Source organism: Dyella kyungheensis, assembly GCF_049913195.1.
GTDB classification, from domain to species: Bacteria; Pseudomonadota; Gammaproteobacteria; order Xanthomonadales; family Rhodanobacteraceae; genus Dyella; species Dyella kyungheensis.
Genome location: NZ_CP183983.1, coordinates 155,103 through 180,282, shown reverse-complemented (window position 1 = coordinate 180,282; position 25,180 = coordinate 155,103). Strand labels below are relative to the sequence as shown.

Genomic DNA, 25,180 nt, shown 5'->3' with positions numbered 1-25,180 from the left:
GACAATGCGATTCATAGCCATGGTCAGGGCCACCGGCGCTTCCGAGGCCGGCGAGATGCCGAGCGAGAAGCTGCTCACCGAGATGACCCGCTTCAACGAGGAACTGGTCAAGGCCGGCGTGATGCTGGCCGGCGAAGGCCTGCATCCCAGCAGCCGCGGCGCGCGCGTGCGCTATGAAGGCGACCGGCGCACCGTCATCGACGGTCCCTTTGCGGAAACCAGGGAGCTGATCGCCGGCTTCTGGCTGCTGCAGCTGAATTCGCTGGACGAAGCCGTCGAGTGGATGAAACGCGCACCCAACCCGTTCGAGAACGGCGTCTCGGAGATCGAGATCCGCCGCGTGTTCGAAGCCGAGGATTTCGGCGACGCGTTCACGCCCGAGGCACGCGAACTCGAAGCCCAGCAGCGCGCCCGCATCGGCGATGTGCGCTGAAACCGCCAGGAGATCCGAGCCATGCTCATCCAGCCTTATCTGTTCTTCGACGGCCGCTGCGAGGAGGCCCTTGCCTTCTATGGCAAGGCCGTCGGCGCACAGGTACAGAACCTGATCCGTTTCAAGGACAGCCCCGAACAGCCCGGCGACCAGGCCGCCGGCCCGCGTCCGCCCGATGGCGAGAAGATCATGCATGCGTCGATGAAGATCGGCGAATCGCTGGTCAATGCCTCCGACGGCGAATGCGGCGGCACGCCGGAATTTCGCGGTTTCTCGCTGGTGATCAACGCCAAGGACGACAGCGAGGCCAAGCGCTCGTTCGAGGCCTTGCTGGAAGGCGGCGGCGAGGCGTCCATGCCGTTGTCAAAGACCTACTTTGCGTCGAGCTTCGGCATGTTGCGCGATCGTTTCGGCGTGCACTGGATGGTGATGTCGCCGCCGTGACGCGGGGCGCGCGTGGTGCGCACGAACTTGCGCGGCTCCACGTGTGGTGTTGTGATCGGAGACCATGACGGCCACCGACATCCACCGCACCATCGACGCGGTCTGGCGCATCGAATCGCCACGACTTATCGCCGGCCTCGCCCGCATCGTCCGCGACGTGGGCGTGGCCGAGGAACTGGCGCAGGACGCGCTGGTCACGGCGCTTGAGCAATGGCCGCAGACAGGGGTGCCCCGCAACCCGGGCGCCTGGCTGATGACCACCGCCAAGCACCGCGCCATCGATCAGATGCGACGCCATGCCTTGCATCGACGCAAGGAAGGCGAACTGACGCGCGAGATCGAAGACCAGCTGGAACAATCCGCGGGGGACCCGGATGCCATGCTCGACAATCCGGTCGGCGACGACCTGCTCAGCCTGATCTTCACGGCATGCCATCCGGTGTTGTCCACCGAGGCGCGTGTCGCGCTGACGCTGCGCCTGCTCGGCGGCCTCACCACTGCGGAAATCGCGCGTGCCTTCCTGGTGCCCGAACCCACCGTGGCGCAGCGCATCGTGCGCGCCAAGCGCACGCTCAGCGAAGCGCAGGTGCCGTTCGAAGTACCGCGCGGCGAGGAGCTCGCCGTGCGCCTCGCCTCCGTGCTGGAAGTGGTCTATCTCATCTTCAACGAGGGCTACGCCGCCACCTCCGGCCGGGATTGGATGCGTCCGGCACTGTGCGAGGAGGCCCTGCGGCTGGGGCGCGTGCTGGCCGGACTCGCACCGCTCGAAGCGGAAGTGCACGGGCTGGTGGCGCTGATGGAGATCCAGGCTTCACGCATGGCGGCGCGCCAGGGGCCGAAGGGCGAACTCATCCTGTTGAACAAGCAGAACCGCGCGCGCTGGGACCAGCTGCTGATCAGGCGCGGCCTCGCCGCTTTGCAACGCGCCGAGTCGCTGGGCGGCAACGCGCGGCCGTACACCTTGCAGGCCGCCATAGCAGCCTGTCATGCACGTGCACGCAGCCCGGACGAAACCGACTGGCCGCGCATCGCCGCGCTGTACGACACGCTCGCCCGCTGCATGCCATCGCCCGTCGTCGCACTCAATCGCGCGGTGGCGCATGCGCAGGCATTCGGCCCGGAAGTCGGCTTGTCGCTGGTCGATGCACTGCGCGACGAACCGTTGCTTCGCCACTATCACCTGCTGCCGAGCGTACGAGGCGACCTGCTCGGCAAGCTGGGCCGCCACGACGAGGCATGCGAGGAATTCGAACGTGCCGCCTCGCTCACGCGCAACGAACGCGAGCGCGAGTTCCTGTTGCAGCGCGCTGCCGCCAGCCGCGCGGCCTAACGCTCGCCCATCCGCCTCGCGCGATACGCCGCGAGGCTGGGCACTTCGCCGTAAAGGGTTTCCACGAACGCGTTGCGCTCATGCCACATCACTTCCATGTCCCACAGGCAGAACGAATAGCGCGAGAGATCCTCGACCCAGCCTGAGGCATCCTGCGCCGTCACGGCAATGAACATCTCGTTGTCGTTGCCCCACCAGCCCAGCACCAGATAGCGCGCCTTCGCCGCTTCGTGGCAAATGGCGAAGGCTGGCGTGGTCGACCAAGGGATGGCTCGTGCCTGTTTCATGGCCGCCAGGCGCGGCAGATAGGGCGCGATGGCGACCGCTTCGCCGCTGGCGGAAATCGTGTAGACCTTGATGCCGTCGGCATCCGTGTCGGCGGGCAGGCTGACGATGGGGCGTGGGCGATACATGGCATTCCTTCCTTTCAGCGCGGTCGAACGAGCGGCGGCTGCGGCATCGCATCATCGCATTCGATTGCGCCGCGATGCATCAGCCGATCTAATGGCCCGGCCGCTCCCACGGGGGTGGGCCATCTCTTCCAACGGCCGCATCCAGGCCGGCTTCGCATCGAATCGCTGTTCCCCTGTCCGTCCATCGTGAAGGAGCAAGGCATGGAGCGTTCGTACCGGTCATCGGCTGCCGCCCTGGGTGGCGATGCATTGAACTCGTTCGGCGCCGCGTCGCTGGCGCCTGCACGTCTGTCGCAGTCGTTCCTTGCCCTGAGCATGATCGCGCTGGGCGTGCTCGGCCTCATCTATGGCGACGTTGCCCTCGTCTGGCAGCACCTGCCGATCGAACACATGCCCGGTGCGCGTCCCGTGGCCTACGCCTTCGCGCTGATCGAACTCGCCGCCGGCATCGGCTTGCTGTTGCGAAGCACGGCAAGACCGGCCTCGGCGCTGCTGGTGGCGTTCATGCTGGTGTGGGTGGTGCTGCTCAAGTTGCCCGCCGTACTGGTGGTGCCATCGATGGAAGCCACCTGGCTGGGCTTTGGCGAGATCGCGGTGATACTCGCGGGAGCATGGGTGCTGTTCGCCTGCCTGCTCGGCGACCGCGGCGGCGTGCTGCGCCATCTCGCCGGCCGGCGCGGCGTGCGTGCGGCGCGGGTGCTGTTTGCGTTGTCGCTGCCGATGATCGGACTGTCTCATTTCGTTTACAGCGAGCAGACCGTGGCGCTGGTGCCGGCATGGTTGCCGTACCCGCTGGGCTGGGCCTATGTCACCGGCGCTTGCAGCATCGCCACCTGCCTGGCGGTGCTGTTCGGCGTGCTGCCGCAACTGGCCGCGCGACTGGAAGCGGCGATGCTGGCAATCATCACCGCGCTGGTGTGGATACCGGCCATCGTCGCAACACCCACCGACCGCACCGCGTGGACGGCGCTGGTGATTTCCGCCGCCATCGCCAGCGGCGCCTGGGTGGTGGGCGATTCCTATCGATCGGTGCCTTAGGAATGCTCTGACTGATAACCGTGCACGGCATCGAGCACGCGCGCCGAATACACCAGCGCCGCGCCCGCGTTCATGGCCACGGCCACGCCGAGCGCCTCGGCGATTTCGTCCTGCGTGGCGCCCTGCTTGAGCGCTTCGGCCGTATGCACGGTGATGCAGCCGTCGCAGCGCGTGGTCACCGCCACCGCCAGCGAAATCAATTCACGCGTCTTGGCATCGAGATGCCCGGTCTTGCTGCCGGCGCCGGACAGCGTCTGGTAGCCAGCCACCGTGTCGGGACTCAGCTTGGCGATCTCGCCAATGCGGCCGAGCAGTTGTTTGCGGTATTCGGGCCAGTTCAGCATGACGCTTCTCCAGGGGATACAACGCGCCGATGCTGCGCCGCTTGCCGCACGACGTGAATACGCCAATGGTTTAATGCTGGACGGCCCGCCTCTTGCAGGTACAGTGCTAGCTCTAACGGTATGTATGCAGGGCTTGGAATGACCGACCGGTTCTGCTCGAATCTGATCTGCCTGTGCAGCAGGTGACTGAGGAAAGTAGCAATGCATGAAGCTGGGTTTGAAGGCGCCTTGTTCGCATCCATCAGCCTCTCTCCAATCGCGACATTGGTGACCAACCCGCGTTTGCCGGACAACCCGATCGTTTGCGTCAATGCGGCGTTCTGCACGCTCACCGGTTACCCGGAACGCGAGATCCTGGACCGCAACTGCCGTTTTCTGCAAGGCGCGGATACCGAGCCCACGCAGCGCACGGCGCTGCGCGAGGCCATCGAACACGGGCGTCCCGCGCTGGTGGTGCTCACCAATTACCGCAAGAACGGCACGCCGTTCCGCAACGCCGTGATGGTGGCGCCGTTGTTCGGTCCCGATGGCACCATCGAGTATTTCATCGGCTCGCAGATGGATATCACCGAGGCGCCCGATCGGTCGCAGAGCCTGCGCATCACGCATGCCTCGGCCCTGGTGAAAGCACTCACACCCCGCCAGAAGCAGGTGCTGGAATGCATGGCCCTCGGCCTGCGCAACAAGAAAATCGGCGAGCAGCTGGGCATCGAAGAGAAGACCGTGAAGATGCATCGCGCCAGCCTGCTCAAGCGACTGGGCGCCACCACCAGCGCCGATGCGATCCGCATCGCCATCGAGGCAGGCGTCCCGGGCTGATACCGCGCCTGTGCCCGGCCGCCGCTAGTGTTTCGACGCCGGTGCACGGGCCAGCGCCCAGACGTCCACGCGCTGCACGCCGGCCCGCTTGAGCACGCGGGCGCATTCGGCCAGCGTCGCGCCGGTGGTCATGACGTCGTCGAGCAAGGCGACATGGGCCGGCCAGGTGACGGATGGACGTGTGCTGAAGGCAGCCCGCACGTTGCGTCGGCGGTCGAGTGCGCCGAGTTCGGTCTGCGCCGCGGTGCTGCGCAGGCGCTTCAGGGCATCGGCATGAATCGACACATCGAGGCAGCCGGCCAACGGCTTGGCCAGCTCCAGCGCCTGGTTGTAGCCACGGGTACGCAGGCGGCCGAGATGCAACGGCACCGGTACCAGCCAGGTCGGCAGCTCCGGCGGTCGCGGCTCTCGCAACCATAGCGACGAAAGCACGCGCCCTGCGGCGAGATCGGCGCCGAACTTGAAGCGCGACTCCAGCCGATCCAGCGGCCATGCGTAGCGGAACGGCACCCAGGCCGCGTCCCATGGCGGCGGGCGGCGCTGGCATTGGCCGCACAGCTCCGCCGGCTCTGGCAACGGCAACGCACAACGCGCGCAGCAGACCCGATTGCGTGGAAGTTCGGCGGCGCAGTCGCGGCAAAGATCCAGGCCGTGGTCACCCGCGGCGCCGCACAGCAGGCAGCGGTGCGGCAGCACGAAGCGTTGCAGCGCGCCGAGCAGGGGGCGTATGACGGGGAGCGCATCCATGCGCATGCTCGATCAGACCTTCGGCTTGAACATCGCCGCGTCGAGGATCGACCACAGGTGGATGATCCAGCCCAGCCAGACGATCCACAGGATCGCCGCCAGCACGAACATCACCAGTGCAAGCCAGAAGCGCCCTTGCACCAGCTGACCCAGGCCGGGGATGAAGAAACTGCAGATGGCTGCGAGCACATTGCCCGTGCTGCCTTGTCCCGCGCTCATGCCAACGACTCCGCTTGGGTGATAACCCGATGGTAGCGGCAGCCATACGTTCGCGCATCGTCAACTCGCACAAATTTTCGGAAGTTGACAAGAAGAGACGCGCTGCCACACTTGTGACCATCCCCCATCCCAGAGCTGTCGCCATGGCCTCACCCATCCGTCACGACTGGACGCGCGCCGAAGTGGCCGCGTTGTTCGCACTGCCGTTCAACGAGCTGCTGCACCGCGCCCATTCGGTGCACCGCGAACACCACGATCCGAACGCGGTGCAGGTATCCACCCTGCTCTCGATCAAGACCGGCGGTTGCCCGGAAGACTGCGCCTACTGCCCCCAGGCGGCCCGCTACGACACCGGCGTGCAGGCGCAGAAACTGATGAGCGTGGAAGCCGTGCTGGAACGCGCCAAGGCCGCCAAGGATGCCGGCGCCAGCCGCTTCTGCATGGGCGCCGCCTGGCGCAGCCCGAAAGACCGCGACGTGGCCAAGGTCGCCGAGATCGTGCGCGCCGTGAAGGGTCTGGGCCTGGAAACCTGCGCCACCCTGGGCATGCTCAATGGCGAGCAGGCCAAGACGCTCAAGGGCGCGGGCCTGGACTTCTACAACCACAACCTGGATACGGCGCCGGAGTTCTACGGCGAGATCATCCACACGCGCCAGTATCAGGATCGCCTGGACACGCTGGAGAACGTGCGCGAAGCCGGCCTCAAGACCTGCTGCGGCGGCATCGTGGGCATGGGCGAAACGCGCGACCAGCGCGCCGGCCTGCTGCAGACCCTGGCCAACCTGCCGGAACATCCCGAATCGGTGCCGATCAACCAGCTGGTGCAGGTGGAAGGCACGCCGCTCAACGGCACCGAGGCGATCGATCCGTTCGATTTCGTGCGCACGATTGCCGTCGCCCGCATCATGATGCCGGCCTCGATGGTCCGCCTCTCCGCCGGCCGCCAGCAGATGGACGACGCCGTGCAGGCGCTGTGCTTCTTCGCCGGCGCCAATTCCATCTTCTACGGCGAGAAGCTGCTCACCACCGGCAACCCGGATGTGGAGCACGACCGCGCGCTGTTCAAGCGCCTGGACCTGCACGCGCTGGAAGTGGTGGAAACGTCGAGCACGGTGCACGCGGACATCGTGGAGCACTGCGCGGCTTGATGCGCCTCAGTCCCTGTGCGCGACGGGTCCGAAGCGCACACTGCATGACGCGACCACCGATGACAGAGATACATCACTGCTCTGCGGTCGCGCACAGGGTGCGCTCCCACAAGGTGATTCCAGCCGATGCGCACTGACCTGCTCACCCGCCTCGCCGCCCTCGCGCAACAGCGCGAACAGGCCGGCCTGCGTCGCCGCCTGCACACGGTGACGCGTGCCGACGGCATGTGGGTGGAACGCGATGGCCGGCGTCTGCTCTCTTTCTGCAGCAACGACTATCTCGGCCTTGCGCAGCATCCCTCGCTGATCGATGCACTCAAGCGCGCCGCCGACGAAGACGGCGTAGGCAGCGGTTCCGCGCATCTCATCAGCGGCCACCGTTCGGCCCACGCCGCGCTGGAAGAAGCGCTCGCCGCATGGACCGGCCGCGAACGCGCCCTGCTGTTCTCCACCGGCTACATGGCCAATCTCGGCGTGATGCAGGCACTGCTGCAGCGCGACGACCTCTGCGTGCAGGACAAACTCAACCACGCCTGCCTGCTCGACGGCGCCCAACTCGCCGGCTGCGAACTCAAGCGCTATCCGCACTCCGACGTGGAAGGCGCGGCACGCCAGCTTCGCACGCGTTCCGACGCAGCCGCACTGCTCGCCACCGACGGCGTGTTCAGCATGGACGGCGACATCGCACCGCTGGGCGAACTGGCTGCGCTGTGCCACCGCGAAAACGCCACCTTCATGGTCGATGATGCGCACGGCCTCGGCGTAGTGGGTGCGCATGGCGAAGGCAGCGTGAGTGCGGCCGGACTGTCGCAGCACGACGTGCCCGTGCTGATGGCCACGCTGGGCAAGGCGTTGGGATGCAGCGGGGCGTTCGTGGCCGGCTCGGCTTCCCTGATCGATGGCCTGGTGCAGTCCGCGCGTACCTATATCTACACCACTGCCATGCCACCCGCCCTGGCCGCCGCCACGCTGGCCGCCGTGCGGCTGGCGCAATCGGAAACCTGGCGACGCGACCAACTGCAGGCGCTGATCGCACGCTTCCGCGCGGGCGCCGCTCAGCTTGGCCTGCCGCTGATGCCCTCATCCACCGCCATCCAACCGTTGCTGCTGGGCGACGCCCAGGCCGCACTGGCGGCATCCGAGGCCTTGGAACAGCAGGGGTTCCTGGTCACCGCCATCCGCCCGCCCACGGTGCCGCCAGGCAAGGCGCGCCTGCGCATCACGCTGTCGGCCGCCCACCAGGAAGGCCAGGTGGATCGGCTGCTGGAGGCGCTGTCCCGGCTCCCCGCGGTCGGCCCCGTATAATGGCGGTCTTGCCGTACCCCTTCCCCGCCATGTCCATCATCAATCTTTCCGCCTACCGCTTCGTCAGCCTGCACGACCTGCCGGAACTGCGCGAGCGCATTCGTGAGCGCTGCGAGGCGCTTGAACTCAAGGGCACCATCCTGCTGGCGCCCGAGGGCATCAACCTATTCCTGGCCGGTCCGCGCGGGCCCATCGATGCGTTCATGGACTGGCTGCGCAGCGATGCGCGCTTTGCCGGGCTGGAGCCGAAGGAGTCGATCTCCGACGAGGTGCCGTTCGGCCGCATGCGCGTGCGCCTGAAGAAGGAGATCATCACCATGCGCATGCCCACCATCCGCCCCGAAGGCGGACGTGCGCCGTCGGTCGCACCCGCCACGTTGCAACGCTGGCTGGCGCAGGGCCACGACGACGACGGCCGCGATGTGGTGCTGCTCGACACGCGCAACGACTACGAAACCGACGTGGGCGTGTTCGACAACGCCGTGGACTACCGCATCGCGAGCTTCACCGAATTTCCCGGCGCCCTAGCCGCCGATCGCGCACGCTACGAGAACAAGACGGTAGTGTCGTATTGCACCGGTGGCATCCGTTGCGAAAAAGCGGTGCTGCACATGCAGGACATCGGTATGGAGCACGTGTTCCAGTTGGAGGGCGGCATCCTGAAGTACTTCGAGGAAACCGACGGGGCCCATTGGCGTGGCGAGTGTTTTGTGTTCGACGAACGCGGCGCGGTCGACAAGGGCCTGGCGCCTTCGCCCCTTCTCCCCTCCGGGGAGAAGGCTGGGATGAGGGGCCAATCTAGCGAAATGGCCACGCTAGAGCGCGCTCCGTTCAACCCGTCCGCAAGCACCCGCCCCTCACCCCAACCCTCTCCCCAAAGGGGAGAGGGAGCAAAGCGCGAATGACGCTCCACATCGAAACCCACGGCCACGGCGACATCCCCGTGGTGATCCTGCACGGCTGGGCCATGCATGGCGGCATGATGGAACCGCTGTGCGACGTGCTGGCCGATCGCTGCACGCTGCATGTGGTCGATCTTCCGGGTCACGGCTACTCGCGTGACAGCACCCTGCCGCTCGAACCTTCCGCCTGCGCCGAAGCGATTGCGCGGATGACGCCGCCGGCGATCTGGATAGGCTGGTCGCTGGGCGGATTGATCGCGATGACGGCAGCACTGGAGCACCCGCAACACGCTCGCGCGTTCGGCGTCATCGACGGCACGCCGAAGTTCTCGCGCAGCGACGACTGGCCGCACGGCAGCGACCCGAAACTGGTGCGCCAACTCGCCACCGATCTGGAAACCGACTACCACGGCACGCTGGAGCGCTTCATCGCCCTCGAAGCGATGGGCAGCCGCGATCCGATGGCCGAAGTGCGCCACCTGCGCAACCTGATTTTCCAGCGTGGCGAACCCGACCTGCGCGTCCTGCAGGAAGGCATCCGCATCCTGGAAGTCACCGACCGCCGCGCCGAACTGGCCACGCTGTCCGTGCCCAATGCGTGGATCGTCGGCCGTCGCGACCGCATCGTGCCGCCGCCCGCGATGGCCTGGTCGGCCGAGCAGGCACACGGCAGCTACGTGGAAATCGCCCACGCGGGCCACGCACCTTTCTTCGGCTACGCGGGCGACGTCGCCAACGCACTGGCGCCGCTGCTGGACAGCTTTCGATGACCGACTCGCATTTCGACCGCCAGCAGGTACGCCGCAATTTCGGCCGGGCGGCCAACACCTATGAGCAGCACGACGCCCTGCAACGCGAAGTGCAGTCGCTGCTGCTCGAGCGTCTGGGTTTCTATCTGGAGACCCCGGAGCGCGTGATCGACGTGGGCGCTGGCACCGGTCGCGGCGCGGCATTGCTGCGCAAGCAGTATCCGAAGGCGCAAGTGATCGCGATGGACCTGGCGCTGCCGATGCTGCGCGCCGCCAAAAAGCACAGCAGCTGGCTGAAGCCTTTCCAGCGCGTGTGCGCCGAAGCGACGTCGCTGCCGCTGCCCGACCACAGCGTCGACGTGCTGCATTCCAACCTGTGCTTCCAGTGGATCGACGATCTGCCGGCGCTGTTCGGCGAATGCGTGCGCGTGCTCAAACCCGGCGGCCTGCTGGTGTTCTCCACCTTTGGCCCCGATACGCTGAAGGAATTGCGCGCCGCCTGGGCTGAAGCCGATCAGCAGCCGCACGTGAGCCGCTTCCTCGACATGCACGACCTGGGCGACGCGATGATCAGCGCCGGCCTGCGCGATCCCGTGCTCGACGTGGACCGCTACACGCTCACCTACAGCGAGCCGCGCATGCTGCTCAAGGAACTGCAGGGCCTGGGCGCCACCAACGCCGACCGCGAACGCGAGCGCCACCTGCTGGGCAAACAGCATTACCAGCGCATGCTGGCGGCTTACGAAACGATGCGCGTCGACGGCCGCATTCCCGCCACGTGGGAAGTGGTCACCGCGCATGCATGGGGTCCGCCGCCGGGGCAATCGCGGCGTCTGGCAGGCGGCGGCGAGATGGCCAGTTTTTCCATCGACAGCCTGCGCGGTTCGCGGCGGCGTTGAATGTCGTGCGTGCCGTTGACACGCACGACGGATTCAGCACATCAAAGGATCAGCGTGCATTTCTCGATAGCGGCGCGTCCCTTCGTCTCGTCCACCTGATGCAGCGCGGAACGGGCGGCGAACATGCCCATCTTGACTTCCTGCCACACGAAGTAGGTCTTGCCCGCCTGCATGTCCAGCGTGAGCGTTGAATCTTCTTCGGTCTTGGAGACTATCGTGTGCGAGCCGGGAGCAAGTTCCCTGCGCAGGTAGGTCTTCGCCGCCGTGTCACCCACCGACTGACCGTCGATCAGCAGTGGCATCTTGATAGCGGCACCCATCGTTTCATTGCGATAGACATAGACTACCGCCTTGTCGGTCGAAGGCCTGAACTGCTTGGCCATGGCGTCGTCGTTCTTGCTCGCCATGGGAACGCTCGCACAACCGGACAGCACCAGCATGGCGATGATCGACATCGCCGTCACGAATTTCCTGATCATGTTTTCCCCTGTGTATTGACTTGATCGGCTAGCGGCATCCGCGCGCTTCAGCAGCCCTGTCATGAAGTCTGCTGCCCCCTCGGCGCATGCCTGTCGCCTTCGTCGATCGGCGAAGGCGGCGGGATACTCGCATGGCGCACAAAATTGCCGCAATGATCCGAACGGCCGATGCAACGTCCGAAACTTCTTGCGCCCTCGGCAGCGAATGGGAGGACTAGTGAAGGCTCACGCTTTGTAGCGAAAGCAACTCACCACATGGTCATTAACCATGCCGGTGGCCTGCATGAAGGCATAGCAGATGGTCGTGCCGACGAAGCGGAAGCCGCGCTTCTTCAGATCCTTGCTCATGCGGTCCGACAGCGGCGTGCTGGCGGGCACGTCGCCCTGGCCGGTCCACTTGTTGCGGATGGGCTTGCCGTCGACGAACGACCACAGATAGCGATCGAGGCTGCCGAACTCTTCGATGACCTTGAGTGCCGCGATAGCGTTGTCGCGCGTGGAGTAGACCTTGAGCCGGTTGCGCACGATGCCGGGATCGAGCAGCGCCTTCTCCAGTTCGCGCTCCTTCATAGCGGCGACGCGCTTGATCTCGAAGTCGTGGAAGACGCGGCGGTAGTTGTCGCGCTTGAGCAGGATGGTGCGCCACGACAGGCCGGCCTGCGCACCTTCGAGGCAGAGGAATTCGAATAGCGCCTGGTCGTCATGCAGCGGCGTACCCCACTCGGTGTCGTGGTAGTCGTGCATGTCTTCACTGTTGCCCCAGGGGCAGCGCTGCTTGGTTTTTGTAGCCATGTGTTCAATCCGCGGCTTCGTCGCCGCGCTCCTTGCGAAAACCGATGATGGCGCCGGCACATGCGGCCCGTTGCATGCAGGCGACCAGGACATCCCTCGAACGCGTTGCCGACATGCCGATCCCCTGTAAGCTGGAGATCCACGACGCTATCCCACCGCTGCGCGCCGGACAAGGCCATGCCGCGGCGCATTCACGCTCACGATTCCGGCACCATGACTTCGAAGCCATTCTCACGCGGCGCCTTGCTCGCCCTGCTCGCCACCATCCTGATCTGGGCGTACAGCTGGATCGTGATGAAACAGGTGTTGCAGCACGCGGGTCCGTTCAACTTCTCCGCGCTGCGCTATTCGCTGGGTGCGATCGTGCTGTTCGGCGCATTGGCGGTGACGCGGCAGTCGTTGCGGCCCCCGCCGCTGTTGCCCACCATCGCCATCGGCGTGTGCCAGACCGCGGCCTTCCAGGGCCTGGGCCAACTGGCGCTCGAAACCGGTGGTGCGGGGCGTGTGGCCCTGTTGGCGTACACGATGCCGTTCTGGTCGGTGCTGCTGGCGTGGATGATCCTCGACGAGCGGCTGACCCGGCGCCGCTGGCTGGGCCTCGGGTTGGCGGCGATCGGACTGATCTGCATCATCGAACCCTGGCACGGCCTGGGCAGCACCGAGAGTACCCTGCTCGCGATATGCGCCGGCCTGGCCTGGGCGATGGGCACGGTGCTGAGCAAACGGGTGTTCGTCCGCCACCAGCCCACGCCACTCAACCTCACCGCGTGGCAGATGCTGTTCGGTGCGCTGGCATTGATCGTGGTCGCGCTGTGCGTGCCGCAGCGTCCGTTCGAATGGACGAGGGACCTCATCGCCGGCCTTGCCTATAGCGTGATCATGGCATCGAGCATCGCCTGGGGCTTGTGGCTGATCGTGCTGCAGCGCCTGCCGACCGCCATCGCCAGCGTCGCCAGCCTGGGCGTGCCCATCGTCAGCGTGCTGCTGGCGTGGGCGATCCTGCACGAGCAGCCCAGCCGGATGGAAATCTTCGGTATCGTGTTCATCCTGCTCGGGCTGATCGCCGTAAGCGGCGTGCGCCTACGCAGCCTGCGCACCGCGCCCGGTTAACATGCGCGGTTTGCATCGCCCCGGAGGCACCCCATGAACGTCAAGGACAGCAACGGCGCCGTACTCGCCGACGGCGACTCGGTACAGGTGATCAAGGACCTCAAGGTCAAAGGCTCGTCCCAGACACTCAAGCGCGGCTCGATCTTCAAGTCGATCCGCGTGGACGAGGACAACCCGGAAGAAGTCGAATGCCGTGATGGGCGGTCGACGCTGGTGCTGAAGACCTGTTTCATCAAGAAGGTCTGAGGCGCTGCCGGCATAAAGAGGAACTGAGTCAAGATTGACCCCTCACCCCAACCCTCTCCCCGACGGGGAGAGGGAGAAAAGCGTCACCAGGGCAACGCCTCGATATCCACATTTCCCCCACTAAGAATCAACCCCACCCGCTTCCCCCGAAACACTTCAGGCCGCCGCAACACCGCCGCCAACACCGTCGCACTCGACGTCTCCACCACCAGCTTCAACTCGTTCCACAGCAACTTCATCGCAGCGACCACTTCGGCGTCGCTCACCGTGGTCACTTCCACGCGATGCATCCGCAGCGCCTCGAAATTCGTCTCGCCGATCAACGTACGCAGCCCGTCGCAAATCGTGTCCGGCACGAACGGCCCCACGCGCGCGCCCGCCGCCAGCGAACGGGCAGCATCGTCCGCGCCCGTCGGTTCGGCGCCGTGAATCAGCAACTGCGGCGCCACCCCGTGTGCCGCGATGGAGGTGCCCGCGATCAGGCCGCCGCCGCCCACCGGTGTCACCACGATATCCACGCCGCCGCTCTGCTCCAGCATTTCCAGCACGGCCGTGCCCTGACCCGCCATCACGCACGTATCGGAAAACGGATGCACCAGCTCCGCGCCCGTCGCGCGCTGCACTTCGTCGGCCTTCGCTTCGCGCGCGGCCTGGGTCGCCTCGCAGCGGTGCAGTATCGCTCCGGCACGCTCGATCGCTGCCAGCTTGGTGCGCACCGCGCCCTCGGGCACGATCACGTGGGCAGGAATGCCGCGCGTAGCGGCCGCCATGGCCAATGCGTTGCCATGGTTGCCGGAGGAGTGCGTCACCACGCCGCGCACGGCCCGCTCATCGTCCATCGACCAGACCGCGTTGCAGGCGCCGCGGAACTTGAATGCACCGCCGCGCTGCAGGTTTTCGCATTTGAAGTAGAGATCCGCACCGGTCAGCGCATTCAACACCGCGCTGCGCAGCACCGGCGTCACTACCGCATAGGGCGCGATGCGCGCGGCGGCTTCCTGCACCTGGGCAAAGGTGGGTAGGGCGGCACGATTCAATGAAGCACTCATGGACTCTCGATCTCCACACCACAGGTAAAGCGGCGCTCGGCGCCGGGTTCAAGACGGATGGCCTCGGCGCAATCGAGGCGATTGAACGCATCGGACCAGCTTTCCATCGGTTCCAGCGCCACCGAGCGGCGGATATCGCGCGTCACCGTATCGGCCGTAAAGGCCAGCATGACGCCGGAGGGCTGCCATACCGCAATGGTCAAGCCACTCTGCGGATCGCGCAGTCGCGTGCGCGCACGACCATCGGTGTCGCAGCGAAGATCGGCGAACGCGTGATTGAGTTCGCGCGGACCGATCGCCTGCATCCGGCGAAAATCCAGTTCCGGCGCCTGCTCCAGCGGCGCGCGTGCGCCTTCGCCGGCGATGGGGATGAACTGCTCGTCCGTGCGCACGACGCTGTCGGCCGGAATCTGCAGCTCCCAACCCTCGATGGGCGAATCGGCGAGACGGAAGTACGGATGCCAGCCGAAGAAACACGGTGCGGCGCGTTCGCCGACGTTGCGCATCACGACGTCCAGCGCGAGTCCGCCCGCATCGAGGGTAAAGCTCACCGCCAGGTCGATGGCGAAGGGATAGCCGGGGTGAACGCCAGGACGAATCGCCTGCGTGACGAAGGTGACGTTCGCGCCCTGGGCATCGGCGCGCAGGTCCGTGACGTCGAAATCCACGCCACGCACGAAGCCGTGGCGCGCCGCGCGCGAGGCGCCTTCGATGCCCGGCTGCAGATCGTGCGGCACGCCGTCGAACACATAGCGGGCGTCGGCAATGCGATTGGCGAACGGCACCATGATCGCGTAACGCGAACTCGGACGGGTATCGAGTTCGCCGGCATCGCGATAGCCGTCGGCAATGTTGCGCACGCCCTCCGGCGACGGCACTTCGAAGCTCAGCACGGTGGCACCGCGTCGCGCGATGCGCACGCGCCGGCCCCGTGCCACGTCGGTCAGCACCACGATGCCGTGCTCGCCTACCTGCCCGCGTTCCGCAAGAAACTCCGCCATTGCCTTGTCCTGCTGGGAAAGGTCCGCATGTTAGCCTGACTCATCCCCCGCTTCCGCAGTTCCGGCCCCATGAGCAACCGCAACGACACCGCCTCCCCCCTGATCCGGCTCAGCGACTACCGGGCGCCGGCCTGGCGCGTAGGGAAGATCGAGCTGGCCTTCGATCTGGGCATCGATACCGCCGAGGTCACCTCGCGCCTTCATCTGCAACGCGATCCCGCGCAGGACGAAGTGCTGCGGCTGGATGGCGAAGGCCTGGAGCTGCTGTCGATCTCGCTGGACGGCGATGCGCTGCCCGACGACGCCTGGCGCTACGCGGACAACGTGCTGGAAGTGGACGGCGCGCGTGACGGCAGCGTGCTGGAGACGCGCGTGCGCGTGCGCCCGGCTGCCAACACCGCGCTGGAAGGCCTGTACCTGTCCGGCTCGCGCGAGGCCGGCTTCCTGTTGACGCAGTGCGAGGCCGAAGGCTTCCGTCACATCACCTTCTTCCCCGATCGCCCCGACGTGCTGGCGAGCTACACGGTGACGCTGCGCGCCGATCGCGCGCGCTTTCCCGTCTTGCTGGCCGGCGGCAATCCCGATGGCAGCGGCGAACTGGAAGGCGGCCGTCACTGGGCGCGCTTCGTCGATCCGCATCCCAAGCCCAGCTACCTGTTCGCGCTGGTGGCGGGACGCCTGCAGAAGATCGCCCACGACTACACCACCCATGGCGGCCGCAAGGTGCAGCTGGTGATCTGGGCCGAGCCCGACGCCATCGGCCAGTGCGGCTACGCCATGGATGCGCTGGAGCGATCCATGCGCTGGGACGAGGAGACCTACGGCCGCGAATACGATCTCGATGTGTTCCACGTGGTCGCCACGCACGACTTCAACATGGGCGCGATGGAGAACAAGGGCCTCAACATCTTCAACGCCAAGTACCTGCTGGCCGATCCCGATTCGAGCACGGACGACGAGTACCGCGCGGTCGAGGCGGTGGTGGCGCACGAGTATTTCCACAACTGGAGCGGCAACCGCGTGACCTGCCGCGACTGGTTCCAGTTGTCGCTCAAGGAAGGCCTGACCGTGTTCCGCGAGCAGCAATTCTCGGCGGACATGAACTCCGCGCCGCTCAAGCGCATCGAGGACGTGGCCTTGTTGCGTCGCGCGCAGTTCCCCGAGGACGCCGGCCCGCTGGCGCATCCGGTGCGTCCGGCGCAGTACAGCGAGATCAACAATTTCTACACCGCCACCGTCTACGAGAAAGGTTCGGAACTGGTGCGCATGGTGGCGGGCCATCTCGGCCGCGAGGGCTTCCGCCGCGGCATGGATCTGTATTTCTCGCGCAACGACGGCCGCGCGGCCACGCTGGAAGATTTTCTCGGCGCGCTCGGCGAAGCGAACGGCATCGACTTGATGCCCTACCTCGCCTGGTATGCGCAGGCCGGCACGCCGCGCCTGACCGCGCGCGGTCACTACGATGCCGCGCATCGCAGCTATACGCTCACGCTGTCGCAGCACACGCCGCCCACGCCCAACCAGCCGACCAAGCAGCCGCTGCCGATTCCGGTGAAGCTGGCGCTGTTCGATGGCGAGGGCCGCTTGATGCCGCTGCACCTGCCGGACGACAGCGCCGAGACATCGGGCGCCACCGAGCGCGTGATCGTGCTCGATCGCGCCGAGCAGTCGTTCGTGTTCCAGCAGGTGCCATCGGCGCCGGTGCCGTCGCTGCTGCGCGGTTTTTCCGCGCCGGTGATCCTCGAATGCGATTACTCGCCCGAGCAACTGGCCTTGTTGCTGCGTCACGACGTGGACGGCTTCAATCGCTGGGAAGCGGGCCAGCAGCTGGCGGCGCGCGCGTTCGACAATCTGCGCGACGGCAACGCCACGCAGGCGCTCGATGCCTGGTGCAATGCATTGGCCGCGCTGTTCGGCGAGGACGCCATCGACGACGCCCTGCTCGCCGACCTGCTCACGCCGCCGGGTGAAATCGAACTGGCCGAGCGCGAGCGCGTGGTGGATCCTTCGCACGTGCACGCCCTGCGCCTGAAGCTGCACGAGCACCTGGCGCTGCGCATCGGCCGCGAACCCCTGCAGCAGCGCTACGACGCGTTGGCTGCGCAAACCAATCTGCAGCTGGATGCCGCAAGCCAGGCACAGCGCCGCCTGAAGCGCCGCGTGCTGGAACTGATCGCCTCGATCGATCCGTGGAACGCACACACGCTCGCCACGCTGCAGTACGACAACGCGCCAAGCATGACGGACCGCCTCGCGGCGCTGTCGGTGCTGGTGCGCGGCAATGCCACGCAGGCGCATGCGGCGCTGCTGCACTTCCGCGAACGCTACGCCGACAATCCGCTGGCAATGGACAAGTGGTTCTCGGTGCAAACGCAGTTGCCGGCCGACGCCGTGATCGAACGCGTGCAGACACTGGAGCGCGATGGCGCCTTCACGCTGAAGAATCCCAATCGCGTCACCTCGTTGTTCGGCGCGTGGGCTCGCGGCAATCCCGACGGCTTCCATCGCCCCGACGGCAGCGGCTATCAGCTGCTGGCGCAGCGCCTGCACCAGCTCGATGCGCTCAATCCGCAGGTGGCCGCCCGCCTCGCCACCGCATTCAACGGCTGGCAGCGGCTGGAGCCGACGCGCCACGCGGCAGCACGCGCGGCCATCGAGTCGCTGGCGGCGCAACCCCAACTCTCGCGCAACCTCGGCGAGATCGTGCGCAGCATGCAGCACGGCTGAGGCGTACCCGCATAGAAAAACACGCGAGTGCGTCCCGTCCTTGGACGGGGCACCCGGGCGTAATGGGGTCTTGCGAGAGGATGAAACCTGATGAAGCGGTGTTGCCGGCCCGCGGACGCGGCGATCAGATCGCCAGCTGCGCCAGTTCGTCGCGCAAGCGGGTCATGCGCGAGAGCAGACGCGGGCGCAAGGCCTGGCGTTCGTTCTCGCTACGTTCTTCCAGATAGTCCATGGCCATTTCGACGCGGCCAAGTTCGATCAACAGATCGTGGTGCTGGTACACCGGTTGCAAATCGAAACTGTTATCCATGATCTGAGTCCCCCAAACCAATCGCCTTTTCCGGCATGGGAGACGAAGCAATGGGCGTGCCAGCAACGTGATCTTCATCACATTCATTTTGGCCGCGGATCACGGAATGACGCTGTACGTCATGAGGTGCCAAGACTCGGCACAAACGGGCGTTTTAGTCACTTCACGTTCACGCGCCAGGGGTAAATATTCAACCCACTAGCGCAGTGCAGTACTGCTGCCAGAACGCATTTCCGGTTTCTGGCGCCCGGCAACACGGTCATCCTGGATTCCCCCTGTTCCTGAGACCGCCGGGCGCCAGATCTTATTCAGAGCGCTTGCAGGCTGATTTCCCGCCTCATTCGAAGCTCAGAAAAAGGCGAAGGCGCCCCGAGGGGCGCCTTCTTGCTTCCTCTCCCCGGCACGCGATCGAACCCCTGTCGTTCGACCTCGGCGCGCGTTGACCGCGCAGCTTCTGCCCGTGGAAAGTGCGGGGAAGTAAAAGCAGGAAGCGTGCCAACAACCGGAACGCCGCGGCGGAGTTACCATAAGCGTCCCATTGGGTCCAAATCTGCGCTTCCGGGGCAGTTTCCTATGTTTCACCCTGTTTCCTACGACGTCATCGTGATCGGTGGCGGCCACGCCGGTACCGAGGCTGCGCTCGCCGCGGCACGCGCGGGCGCGCGCACGCTGCTGCTGAGCCACAACATCGAAACGATCGGCCAGATGAGCTGCAACCCGGCTATCGGCGGCATCGGCAAGGGCCACCTGGTCAAGGAGATCGATGCGCTCGGCGGTGCCATGGCGCACGCGGCCGATCTCGCCGGCATCCAGTGGCGCACGCTCAATGCGTCCAAGGGCCCGGCCGTGCGCGCCACCCGGTGCCAGGCCGATCGCTCGCTCTACAAGGCCGCGATCCGGCGGATGGTGGAAACCCAGCCGAACCTGGAGCTGTTTCAGCAGGCGGTGGACGACCTGATCCTGGAAGGCGGCCGCGTCACCGGCGTGGTAACGCAGATGGGCCTGTCGTTCCGCGCCCGCAGCGTGGTGCTGACCGCCGGCACGTTCCTGGCGGGCAAGATCCATATTGGTCCCGCGCAGTACGCCGGCGGCCGCGCCGGCGATCCGCCGGCCAGCACGCTGGCCCAGAAGCTGCGCGAACTGCCAGTGGCGGCCGAGCGCCTGAAGACGGGCACGCCGCCCCGCATCGACCTGCGCAGCATCGATTTCAGCGGCCTGGAAGAACAGCCCGGCGACGATCCGGCGCCCGTGTTCTCGTACCTGGGGTCGCGTGACGAGCATCCGCGCCAGGTCAGCTGCTGGATCACCCACACCAGCGAGCACACGCACGAACTGATCCGCGGCTCGCTGGACCGCTCGCCGCTCTACAGCGGCCAGATCGAAGGCGTGGGCCCGCGCTATTGCCCGTCCATCGAGGACAAGGTGGTGCGCTTCGCCGAGAAGAGCTCGCACCAGATCTTCATCGAACCGGAAGGCCTGGATACCTTCGAGGTCTATCCGAACGGGATTTCCACCTCGCTGCCGTATGACGTGCAGCTGGCGCTGGTGCACTCGATCAAGGGTTTCGAGAAGGCGCACATCACGCGTCCCGGCTATGCCATCGAGTACGACTACTTCGATCCGCGCGGCCTGCATCCGTGGCTGGAGACCAAGACCATCCCCGGCCTGTATTTCGCCGGCCAGATCAACGGCACCACCGGCTACGAAGAGGCCGCGGCGCAGGGCCTGATCGCCGGCCTCAACGCCGCCCTGGCGGTGAAGGGCGAGACGCCGTGGTATCCGCGCCGCGACGAGGCGTATATCGGCGTGCTGATCGACGATCTCACCAGCAATGGCACCATCGAGCCGTATCGGATGTTCACCTCGCGGGCGGAATATCGCCTGCATCTGCGCGAGGACAACGCCGATCTGCGTCTTACCGAAACAGGCCATCGCCTGGGCGTGGTCCCGCAGGCCCGCTACGACGCCCTGCGTGCGAAACGTGACGCCGTGGAACGCGAGATGCAGCGTCTTGCCGCGATCTGGGCCGCGCCCGCCAATGCACTCGGCGCCAGCGTGGCGCAGACGCTCGGCATCACGCTGAGCCGCGAGACGAATGCGCTCGATCTGCTTCGCCGCCCCGAACTCGACTACGCCACCCTGACCACCGTCGATGGGCTTGGCCCCGCCGTGGACAACGCCAGCGTGGCCGAGCAGGTAGAAGTGCAGACCAAGTACGCCGGCTACCTGGAGCGCCAGCGCGAAGAGATCGAACGCCAGCGCCGCCACGAACAGACCGCGATTCCCAGCAGCTTCGACTACGACAAGGTGCGCGGCCTGTCGGCCGAAGTGCTGCTGAAGCTCAAGCGCGTGCTGCCCGAGACCGTGGGTCAGGCCGCACGCATCAGCGGCGTCACGCCCGCTGCCATTTCCCTGCTGCTGGTGCACCTCAAGCGCCGCGACGCGGCCTGATCCAAGGCCACCCAGCGGCCCAAGACATCGCTCCCGCATGGCATCATGCGGGTCTGACGGTTGATCTCGGAGCACACCATGGAAGTTTGGATCGGACGCGATGGCGAGCGACACGGCCCGTACAAGGAAGTGGAAGTACGCCAGTGGCTGCAGAGCGGCCAGCTGAGCCCGAACGATCTGGGCTGGCATGAAGGCATGACCGACTGGGCACCGCTTTCAACGCTGTTTCCGGACGAACCGCCGCGCGCCGAGCCCGCCTTCTCCTCGCCACCACCGGCACCGCCCTATGCCGCCCCGATGGCCTCGAGCGCTGGCGCCGTGGCCGCGCTGGACGATTACGCGGGTTTCTGGAAGCGCGCGGCCGCTTACATCATCGACGGCATCGTGTTGTGGATTCCCAACATGATCTTGAACAGCCTGCTCGGCGCCAGCCAGGCTGCCGACATCTATGCACAGGCCATCCACGCCGCCGGCAACGATCCGCAATTGATGCTGCAGGCGATGGATACCTATCTGCATGCGATCGGTCCGGCGATCCTCGCGCAGACCATCGTCTCGTGGCTGTATTTCGCCTTGCTGGAAAGTTCGGCGTGGCAAGGCACGCTGGGCAAGCTCGCGCTGGGACTGCGCGTCACCGGCATGGACGGCACGCGCATCAGCTTCCCGCGCGCGACGGGGCGTTACTTCGCCAAGTTCCTCAGCGCGCTCATGCTGGGCTTCGGCTTCCTGATGGTGGCCTGGACGCAGCGCAAGCAGGGCCTCCACGACCTGCTCGCGCAAACGCTGGTGCTCAACGGCCGCGCCAAGGATGTCGCTGCGAATCCGCGTCGCACCGATGGAAGCAACAGCTCGTTCAACGCTTGATGCGTTGACCCTTTGGCGTAGGGGATTTCTTATCGTGAGACGTTCCGCCGTGAAAACACGGCGGAACTGACGCGCTCGGAACATCGCGTTCACGCGAGCATGCCATCGCGCCGTCTCACGTTTATGACCTATGGCGGATGCTCGGCGTGGCGCAAGAGGCGCATGCTTAACGCGCAGGGGGCGGTGTATCGGGCAAGATCATGGCCCAGTCACATCCCGATTGCGGCTGGATTTACCAGTGCGACGACATCGTCGTCGAGCCGCGAGCCCACCGTCTCGAACGGGCGGGCAAATCGATCTCGATCGAGCCCAAAGCCTATGCGGTGCTGGTGGTGCTGCTGCAGCAAGCCGGCGACGTGGTCGGCAAGGACACCCTGCTCGATGCCGCCTGGGGCCATCGGCACGTCACTCCCGGGGTGCTCACGCGGGTGATCTCGCAATTGCGCCACGCGCTCGGCGACTGCGCGTCGCAGCCACGCTATATCGCCACCGTGTACAGCCTCGGCTATCGATTCATCGGCGAGGTGCATCGGACGCCCTCCTGCCCGCTGCCCGCCGATGAACTGCTGCCCGACGTCGCCAGCAACGATGAGCTGGTCACCGCGGAAGAGACACCCACGACACGACCTCCCGTGCCGCCGCCCGCCACGCGCTGGCTAGCGGCGGCCATCACGCTCGCCGTGATCGTGGCCGTGCTCGCCGCCGTCAGCCTGTGGCACGCGCCTGCGGATGCCGGCCGCCAGCCGCGTGTGATGCCACAGCCTGGGTTGGTGGTGATGCCGGTGGCGCTCGTCGACTTGCTATGATCGAGAGTCCGGCGGATCACCTCGTGCCCCGTCGTCTTGTCGATCGCTAAGGAATCGCTTCAGCCTCATGCTCAGCATTGAACAACGCATTGCCCAGGACATCGCCGCCAAACCGGACCAGGTTCACGCTGCGGTGGAATTGCTCGACGGCGGCGCCACCGTGCCGTTCATCGCACGCTACCGAAAGGAAGCCACCGGCGGTCTCGACGACACGCAGCTGCGCTTGCTGGAAGAACGCCTGCGCTACCTGCGCGAACTGGAAGAGCGCCGCAGCGCGATCCTCGCCAGCGTCGAGGAACAGGGCAAGCTCAGCGATGCGCTGAAGAACGACATCCTCGCCGCCGACACCAAGGCGCGCCTGGAAGATCTGTACCTGCCGTACAAGCCCAAGCGCCGCACCAAGGCGCAGATCGCCCGCGAAGCGGGCCTGGAGCCGTTGGCGATCGGCCTGCGCGAAGATCCCAGCAAGTCGCCCGAAGCCTTTGCCGAAGCGTTCGTCGACGCCGAGAAGGGCGTGGCCGACGTGCGCGCCGCGCTCGATGGCGCCCGTGCGATCCTGATGGAAAGCATCGCCGAAGACGCCGGCCTGCTCGGCGAACTGCGCGACTGGTTGTGGGACAAGGGCCAGATCCGCGCCAAGGTGGTCGAGGGCAAGGAAAACGAAGGCGCGAAGTTCCGCGACTACTTCGATCACGTCGAACCGATCGGCAAGATTCCCTCGCATCGCCTGCTCGCGCTGATGCGCGCACGCAACGAAGGCGTGATCGAACTGGAGTTGGCGCCGGCACTGGATATGGAACAAGGCCATCTCGAAGGCGAAGGCCGGGTGGCCGCGCATGCCGATATCCGCGATCGCGGCCGCGCCGCCGATGCGTGGCTGCGCGAAACCGTGCGGCTGACCTGGCGCGTGAAGCTGCATCTGCATCTCACGCTGGATCTGTTCGGCCGCGTGCGCGAAGGCGCGGAAGACGAAGCCATCCGCGTGTTCGGCGACAACCTCAAGGATCTGATGCTCGCCGCGCCCGCCGGTGCGAAGAACGTGATGGGCCTGGATCCCGGCATCCGCACCGGCGTGAAGGTGGCCGTGGTCGATGCCACCGGCAAGCTGCTCGCCACCGACACCGTGTATCCGCATGAGCCGCGCAAGCAGTGGAACGAATCGCTGGTGCAGTTGGCCAAGCTGTGCAAGCTGCACAACGTCGACCTGATCGCCATCGGCAACGGCACCGCCTCGCGCGAAACCGACAAGCTCGCGGGCGAGATGATCAAGAAACTCGGCGACGCGAAGCTGTCCAAGGTAGTGGTGAGCGAAGCCGGCGCCTCGGTGTATTCCGCCTCGGAAGTCGCCTCCCGCGAATTCCCGGATGTGGACGTGAGCCTGCGTGGCGCGGTCTCCATCGCACGACGCCTGCAGGACCCGCTGGCCGAACTGGTGAAGATCGAGCCCAAGGCGATCGGTGTGGGCCAGTACCAGCACGACGTGAACCAGGTGAAGCTGGCGCGCGCGCTCGATGCCAAGGTCGAGGACTGCGTGAACGCGGTGGGCGTGGACGTGAACACCGCGTCGGCCGCGCTGCTTTCGCGCGTCGCCGGCCTCAGCGCCAGCGTGGCCGAGAACGTGGTGAAGCATCGCGACGCCAACGGCCCGTTCGCCAACCGCAAGGCGCTGCTGAAGGTGCCGCGCCTGGGCGACAAGGCCTACGAGCAGTGCGCGGGCTTCCTGCGCGTGCCCAACGGCGACAATCCGCTCGATGCCAGCGCGGTGCATCCGGAAGCCTATCCGGTGGTCGAGCGCATCATCGCCCAGTGCGGCCGCGAAGTGCGTTCCATCATCGGCGACGCCAGCTTCCTGCGCGGCCTCAAGGCCGAGCAGTTCACCGACGAGACGTTCGGCGTGCCGACCGTGCGCGACATCCTCAAGGAGCTGGAGAAGCCCGGCCGCGATCCGCGTCCGGAATTCGTGGCACCGAGCTTTGCCGAAGGCGTGGAAGACCTGAAGGACCTGCGTCCCGGCATGGTGCTGGAAGGCCGCGTGACGAACGTGGCGGCATTCGGTGCCTTCGTCGACATCGGCGTGCACCAGGACGGCCTCGTGCACGTCTCGGCGCTCTCGCACACCTTCGTGAAGGACCCCCGTGATGCGGTGAAGGCCGGCGATATCGTCAAGGTGAAGGTGATGGAGGTCGACCTGCCCCGCCAGCGTATCGGCCTCTCCATGCGCCTGGACGATGAACCAGGCCAGGCCCGCGCCGGTCGCCCCGCTGGCGGCGGCGATGCCCCGCGCGGCGGCCCGCGCGACAACCGCGGCCCGCGTCCGGGTGGCGGTGCGCCCAAGCCCGCGCCGGCGCCGTCCAACAGCGCCTTCGCCGACGCCTTCTCCAAGGCGCAGAAGCGCTAAAAGCCAGCCCCTGTAGGAGCGCACCCTGCGCGCGACCGGCGGCGACAGAAGCCTGTCGTCTCCCGGGTCGCACACAAGGTGCGCTCCTGCCTCGTCGAGGGTTGGACCAGCCCCGCTGTTTCGCGGTGCAGCGCAGCATGCGCTGACGTATGGGCAT

The 25,180-nt window shown here is 66.3% G+C and carries 26 protein-coding genes; 17 read left to right on the top strand and 9 right to left on the bottom strand.

Going from position 1 to position 25,180, the window contains the following annotated elements:
* Positions 1 to 4 precede the first annotated feature (4 nt).
* The 3 genes from ACN9MB_RS00745 (at position 5) to ACN9MB_RS00735 (ending at position 2,207) form a co-directional block, all read left to right on the top strand.
* Positions 5 to 433 carry a YciI family protein gene (locus tag ACN9MB_RS00745; RefSeq protein ID WP_204637946.1) on the top strand — a complete coding sequence of 143 codons (429 nt, stop codon included), beginning with the start codon at positions 5 to 7 and terminating at the stop codon, positions 431 to 433.
* Positions 434 to 454: 21 nt separating this feature from the next.
* Positions 455 to 877: a VOC family protein gene (locus ACN9MB_RS00740; RefSeq protein ID WP_426270422.1), complete on the top strand. Its 423-nt coding sequence runs from the start codon at positions 455 to 457 to the stop codon at positions 875 to 877.
* A gap of 64 nt (positions 878 to 941) precedes the next feature.
* Entirely contained in the window at positions 942 to 2,207 is a 1,266-nt protein-coding gene (locus ACN9MB_RS00735; RefSeq protein ID WP_426270421.1) for an RNA polymerase sigma factor, read from the top strand.
* Here the strand turns inward: ACN9MB_RS00735 and ACN9MB_RS00730 are convergent.
* Positions 2,204 to 2,620: a hypothetical protein gene (locus ACN9MB_RS00730; protein WP_426270420.1), complete on the bottom strand. Its 417-nt coding sequence runs from the start codon at positions 2,618 to 2,620 to the stop codon at positions 2,204 to 2,206. The two genes, ACN9MB_RS00735 and ACN9MB_RS00730, sit on opposite strands and share 4 nt — an antisense overlap.
* Before the next feature lie 201 nt (positions 2,621 to 2,821).
* On the opposite strand from ACN9MB_RS00730, the gene ACN9MB_RS00725 reads away from it, so the two are divergent.
* A complete protein-coding gene (locus ACN9MB_RS00725) occupies positions 2,822 to 3,658 on the top strand; it encodes a hypothetical protein (protein WP_426270419.1) in 837 nt (278 codons plus the stop codon).
* On the opposite strand, the gene ACN9MB_RS00720 is transcribed toward ACN9MB_RS00725, so the two are convergent.
* Positions 3,655 to 4,002 (bottom strand): carboxymuconolactone decarboxylase family protein, encoded by a 348-nt coding sequence (locus ACN9MB_RS00720; protein WP_204637951.1) that lies wholly within the window; start codon positions 4,000 to 4,002, stop codon positions 3,655 to 3,657. The two genes, ACN9MB_RS00725 and ACN9MB_RS00720, sit on opposite strands and share 4 nt — an antisense overlap.
* Before the next feature lie 201 nt (positions 4,003 to 4,203).
* Between ACN9MB_RS00720 and ACN9MB_RS00715 the strand changes: the two genes are divergently transcribed.
* Positions 4,204 to 4,821: a LuxR C-terminal-related transcriptional regulator gene (locus tag ACN9MB_RS00715; protein ID WP_204637952.1), complete on the top strand. Its 618-nt coding sequence runs from the start codon at positions 4,204 to 4,206 to the stop codon at positions 4,819 to 4,821.
* A 24-nt stretch (positions 4,822 to 4,845) separates the two neighbouring features.
* On the opposite strand, the gene ACN9MB_RS00710 is transcribed toward ACN9MB_RS00715, so the two are convergent.
* A complete protein-coding gene (locus ACN9MB_RS00710) occupies positions 4,846 to 5,568 on the bottom strand; it encodes a ComF family protein (RefSeq protein ID WP_426270418.1) in 723 nt (240 codons plus the stop codon).
* A 12-nt stretch (positions 5,569 to 5,580) separates the two neighbouring features.
* A complete protein-coding gene (locus tag ACN9MB_RS00705; protein WP_204637954.1) occupies positions 5,581 to 5,787 on the bottom strand; it encodes a hypothetical protein in 207 nt (68 codons plus the stop codon).
* A 143-nt stretch (positions 5,788 to 5,930) separates the two neighbouring features.
* On the opposite strand from ACN9MB_RS00705, the gene bioB reads away from it, so the two are divergent.
* The 5 genes from bioB to bioC all read left to right on the top strand — a co-directional run bounded on the left by bioB (position 5,931) and on the right by bioC (position 10,790).
* Complete coding sequence (gene bioB, locus ACN9MB_RS00700) at positions 5,931 to 6,935, top strand: biotin synthase BioB (RefSeq protein WP_204637955.1); 1,005 nt, start codon at positions 5,931 to 5,933, stop codon at positions 6,933 to 6,935.
* A gap of 126 nt (positions 6,936 to 7,061) precedes the next feature.
* Positions 7,062 to 8,240, top strand: a complete 1,179-nt coding sequence (gene bioF, locus ACN9MB_RS00695; protein WP_426270417.1) for an 8-amino-7-oxononanoate synthase — start codon at positions 7,062 to 7,064, stop codon at positions 8,238 to 8,240.
* Positions 8,241 to 8,269: 29 nt separating this feature from the next.
* Positions 8,270 to 9,145: a sulfurtransferase gene (locus ACN9MB_RS00690; protein WP_426270416.1), complete on the top strand. Its 876-nt coding sequence runs from the start codon at positions 8,270 to 8,272 to the stop codon at positions 9,143 to 9,145.
* Positions 9,142 to 9,912 (top strand): pimeloyl-ACP methyl ester esterase BioH, encoded by a 771-nt coding sequence (gene bioH / locus ACN9MB_RS00685; protein WP_426270415.1) that lies wholly within the window; start codon positions 9,142 to 9,144, stop codon positions 9,910 to 9,912. The genes ACN9MB_RS00690 and bioH overlap by 4 nt, the downstream gene beginning before the upstream one ends.
* A complete protein-coding gene (gene bioC, locus ACN9MB_RS00680; protein WP_426270414.1) occupies positions 9,909 to 10,790 on the top strand; it encodes a malonyl-ACP O-methyltransferase BioC in 882 nt (293 codons plus the stop codon). Before bioH ends, bioC begins: the two co-directional genes overlap by 4 nt.
* Before the next feature lie 41 nt (positions 10,791 to 10,831).
* On the opposite strand, the gene ACN9MB_RS00675 is transcribed toward bioC, so the two are convergent.
* Together ACN9MB_RS00675 and ACN9MB_RS00670 are read right to left on the bottom strand one after the other, a co-directional pair.
* Entirely contained in the window at positions 10,832 to 11,332 is a 501-nt protein-coding gene (locus ACN9MB_RS00675) for a DUF2846 domain-containing protein (protein ID WP_426270413.1), read from the bottom strand.
* A 162-nt stretch (positions 11,333 to 11,494) separates the two neighbouring features.
* On the bottom strand, positions 11,495 to 12,061 hold the full coding sequence (locus ACN9MB_RS00670) for a DNA-3-methyladenine glycosylase I (protein WP_426270412.1): 567 nt from the start codon (positions 12,059 to 12,061) through the stop codon (positions 11,495 to 11,497).
* Between the two features lie 213 nt (positions 12,062 to 12,274).
* Between ACN9MB_RS00670 and ACN9MB_RS00665 the strand changes: the two genes are divergently transcribed.
* Together ACN9MB_RS00665 and ACN9MB_RS00660 are read left to right on the top strand one after the other, a co-directional pair.
* A complete protein-coding gene (locus ACN9MB_RS00665) occupies positions 12,275 to 13,171 on the top strand; it encodes a DMT family transporter (protein WP_426270411.1) in 897 nt (298 codons plus the stop codon).
* Positions 13,172 to 13,204: 33 nt separating this feature from the next.
* On the top strand, positions 13,205 to 13,417 hold the full coding sequence (locus tag ACN9MB_RS00660) for an alkylphosphonate utilization protein (protein ID WP_204637964.1): 213 nt from the start codon (positions 13,205 to 13,207) through the stop codon (positions 13,415 to 13,417).
* An 83-nt stretch (positions 13,418 to 13,500) separates the two neighbouring features.
* On the opposite strand, the gene ACN9MB_RS00655 is transcribed toward ACN9MB_RS00660, so the two are convergent.
* A complete protein-coding gene (locus ACN9MB_RS00655; protein WP_426270410.1) occupies positions 13,501 to 14,466 on the bottom strand; it encodes a pyridoxal-phosphate dependent enzyme in 966 nt (321 codons plus the stop codon).
* The gene (locus ACN9MB_RS00650) at positions 14,463 to 15,467 is read right to left on the bottom strand and encodes an aldose 1-epimerase (RefSeq protein ID WP_426270409.1); all 1,005 of its coding nucleotides are present in this window, start codon (positions 15,465 to 15,467) and stop codon (positions 14,463 to 14,465) included. The genes ACN9MB_RS00655 and ACN9MB_RS00650 overlap by 4 nt, the downstream gene beginning before the upstream one ends.
* A 69-nt stretch (positions 15,468 to 15,536) precedes the next feature.
* Here ACN9MB_RS00650 and pepN point away from each other — a divergent pair, with 69 nt between their 5' ends.
* Positions 15,537 to 18,194 carry an aminopeptidase N gene (gene pepN / locus ACN9MB_RS00645; protein ID WP_426270408.1) on the top strand — a complete coding sequence of 886 codons (2,658 nt, stop codon included), beginning with the start codon at positions 15,537 to 15,539 and terminating at the stop codon, positions 18,192 to 18,194.
* A gap of 124 nt (positions 18,195 to 18,318) precedes the next feature.
* Here pepN and ACN9MB_RS00640 read toward each other — a convergent pair whose 3' ends face one another.
* Entirely contained in the window at positions 18,319 to 18,504 is a 186-nt protein-coding gene (locus ACN9MB_RS00640; RefSeq protein ID WP_204637970.1) for a hypothetical protein, read from the bottom strand.
* Between the two features lie 573 nt (positions 18,505 to 19,077).
* Between ACN9MB_RS00640 and mnmG the strand changes: the two genes are divergently transcribed.
* The 4 genes from mnmG (at position 19,078) to ACN9MB_RS00620 (ending at position 25,023) form a co-directional block, all read left to right on the top strand.
* A complete protein-coding gene (mnmG, locus tag ACN9MB_RS00635; protein WP_204637971.1) occupies positions 19,078 to 20,955 on the top strand; it encodes a tRNA uridine-5-carboxymethylaminomethyl(34) synthesis enzyme MnmG in 1,878 nt (625 codons plus the stop codon).
* 78 nt (positions 20,956 to 21,033) lie between these two features.
* The gene (locus ACN9MB_RS00630) at positions 21,034 to 21,819 is read left to right on the top strand and encodes an RDD family protein (protein ID WP_204637973.1); all 786 of its coding nucleotides are present in this window, start codon (positions 21,034 to 21,036) and stop codon (positions 21,817 to 21,819) included.
* A 200-nt stretch (positions 21,820 to 22,019) separates the two neighbouring features.
* Positions 22,020 to 22,625, top strand: a complete 606-nt coding sequence (locus ACN9MB_RS00625) for a winged helix-turn-helix domain-containing protein (RefSeq protein ID WP_426270407.1) — start codon at positions 22,020 to 22,022, stop codon at positions 22,623 to 22,625.
* A 67-nt stretch (positions 22,626 to 22,692) separates the two neighbouring features.
* A complete protein-coding gene (locus ACN9MB_RS00620; protein ID WP_204637977.1) occupies positions 22,693 to 25,023 on the top strand; it encodes a Tex family protein in 2,331 nt (776 codons plus the stop codon).
* Positions 25,024 to 25,180 lie beyond the last annotated feature (157 nt).

Bases quoted from the DNA above. Each gene is read 5' to 3' on its own strand.
- ACN9MB_RS00745 (WP_204637946.1), top strand. From the start codon at position 5: ATGCGATTCATAGCCATGGTCAGGGCCACCGGCGCTTCCGAGGCCGGC.
- ACN9MB_RS00740 (WP_426270422.1), top strand. From the start codon at position 455: ATGCTCATCCAGCCTTATCTGTTCTTCGACGGCCGCTGCGAGGAGGCC.
- ACN9MB_RS00735 (WP_426270421.1), top strand. From the start codon at position 942: ATGACGGCCACCGACATCCACCGCACCATCGACGCGGTCTGGCGCATC.
- ACN9MB_RS00730 (WP_426270420.1), bottom strand. From the start codon at position 2,620: ATGTATCGCCCACGCCCCATCGTCAGCCTGCCCGCCGACACGGATGCC.
- ACN9MB_RS00725 (WP_426270419.1), top strand. From the start codon at position 2,822: ATGGAGCGTTCGTACCGGTCATCGGCTGCCGCCCTGGGTGGCGATGCA.
- ACN9MB_RS00720 (WP_204637951.1), bottom strand. From the start codon at position 4,002: ATGCTGAACTGGCCCGAATACCGCAAACAACTGCTCGGCCGCATTGGC.
- ACN9MB_RS00715 (WP_204637952.1), top strand. From the start codon at position 4,204: ATGCATGAAGCTGGGTTTGAAGGCGCCTTGTTCGCATCCATCAGCCTC.
- ACN9MB_RS00710 (WP_426270418.1), bottom strand. From the start codon at position 5,568: ATGGATGCGCTCCCCGTCATACGCCCCCTGCTCGGCGCGCTGCAACGC.
- ACN9MB_RS00705 (WP_204637954.1), bottom strand. From the start codon at position 5,787: ATGAGCGCGGGACAAGGCAGCACGGGCAATGTGCTCGCAGCCATCTGC.
- bioB (WP_204637955.1), top strand. From the start codon at position 5,931: ATGGCCTCACCCATCCGTCACGACTGGACGCGCGCCGAAGTGGCCGCG.
- bioF (WP_426270417.1), top strand. From the start codon at position 7,062: ATGCGCACTGACCTGCTCACCCGCCTCGCCGCCCTCGCGCAACAGCGC.
- ACN9MB_RS00690 (WP_426270416.1), top strand. From the start codon at position 8,270: ATGTCCATCATCAATCTTTCCGCCTACCGCTTCGTCAGCCTGCACGAC.
- bioH (WP_426270415.1), top strand. From the start codon at position 9,142: ATGACGCTCCACATCGAAACCCACGGCCACGGCGACATCCCCGTGGTG.
- bioC (WP_426270414.1), top strand. From the start codon at position 9,909: ATGACCGACTCGCATTTCGACCGCCAGCAGGTACGCCGCAATTTCGGC.
- ACN9MB_RS00675 (WP_426270413.1), bottom strand. From the start codon at position 11,332: ATGACAGGGCTGCTGAAGCGCGCGGATGCCGCTAGCCGATCAAGTCAA.
- ACN9MB_RS00670 (WP_426270412.1), bottom strand. From the start codon at position 12,061: ATGGCTACAAAAACCAAGCAGCGCTGCCCCTGGGGCAACAGTGAAGAC.
- ACN9MB_RS00665 (WP_426270411.1), top strand. From the start codon at position 12,275: ATGACTTCGAAGCCATTCTCACGCGGCGCCTTGCTCGCCCTGCTCGCC.
- ACN9MB_RS00660 (WP_204637964.1), top strand. From the start codon at position 13,205: ATGAACGTCAAGGACAGCAACGGCGCCGTACTCGCCGACGGCGACTCG.
- ACN9MB_RS00655 (WP_426270410.1), bottom strand. From the start codon at position 14,466: ATGAGTGCTTCATTGAATCGTGCCGCCCTACCCACCTTTGCCCAGGTG.
- ACN9MB_RS00650 (WP_426270409.1), bottom strand. From the start codon at position 15,467: ATGGCGGAGTTTCTTGCGGAACGCGGGCAGGTAGGCGAGCACGGCATC.
- pepN (WP_426270408.1), top strand. From the start codon at position 15,537: ATGAGCAACCGCAACGACACCGCCTCCCCCCTGATCCGGCTCAGCGAC.
- ACN9MB_RS00640 (WP_204637970.1), bottom strand. From the start codon at position 18,504: ATGGATAACAGTTTCGATTTGCAACCGGTGTACCAGCACCACGATCTG.
- mnmG (WP_204637971.1), top strand. From the start codon at position 19,078: ATGTTTCACCCTGTTTCCTACGACGTCATCGTGATCGGTGGCGGCCAC.
- ACN9MB_RS00630 (WP_204637973.1), top strand. From the start codon at position 21,034: ATGGAAGTTTGGATCGGACGCGATGGCGAGCGACACGGCCCGTACAAG.
- ACN9MB_RS00625 (WP_426270407.1), top strand. From the start codon at position 22,020: ATGGCCCAGTCACATCCCGATTGCGGCTGGATTTACCAGTGCGACGAC.
- ACN9MB_RS00620 (WP_204637977.1), top strand. From the start codon at position 22,693: ATGCTCAGCATTGAACAACGCATTGCCCAGGACATCGCCGCCAAACCG.